Genomic DNA, 248 nt, shown 5'->3' with positions numbered 1-248 from the left:
TTTGATGCCATCCATGCTGAACACGGGAGGGGACATTATCAAAAGCTCGAAGGATGTTGATTTGTTTGTGACTAAGCTGCGTGCAGCATACGTGGATAGATCGGCAAAAAAAGACAGAATGGGATTTATGGATGACGTGGGTAAAGATGTTTATGAATTCGGTTTGCGCAATGAAGGCGTAAGCTTTTGGGGTAGAAAGTCAAATGCCGAGGCATTAATCAGCTCAAACAAAAGTAAATTCGACGAGC

1 protein-coding gene is annotated in these 248 nt (G+C 43.1%); it reads left to right on the top strand.

The window, feature by feature from the left end; genetic code table 11:
- Window positions 1–13 precede the first annotated feature (13 nt).
- Window positions 14–248: hypothetical protein (locus tag CI070_RS13795; protein ID WP_218824053.1), on the top strand; the 235-nt coding region annotated here is incomplete at its 3' end.

Origin of the sequence: Akkermansia muciniphila, from assembly GCF_900184965.1 — a bacterium.
Taxonomy (GTDB): domain Bacteria; phylum Verrucomicrobiota; class Verrucomicrobiia; order Verrucomicrobiales; family Akkermansiaceae; genus Akkermansia; species Akkermansia muciniphila_A.
Note: the sequence above shows the minus strand (reverse complement) of the source record. Positions and strands in the feature narration are given on the sequence as shown.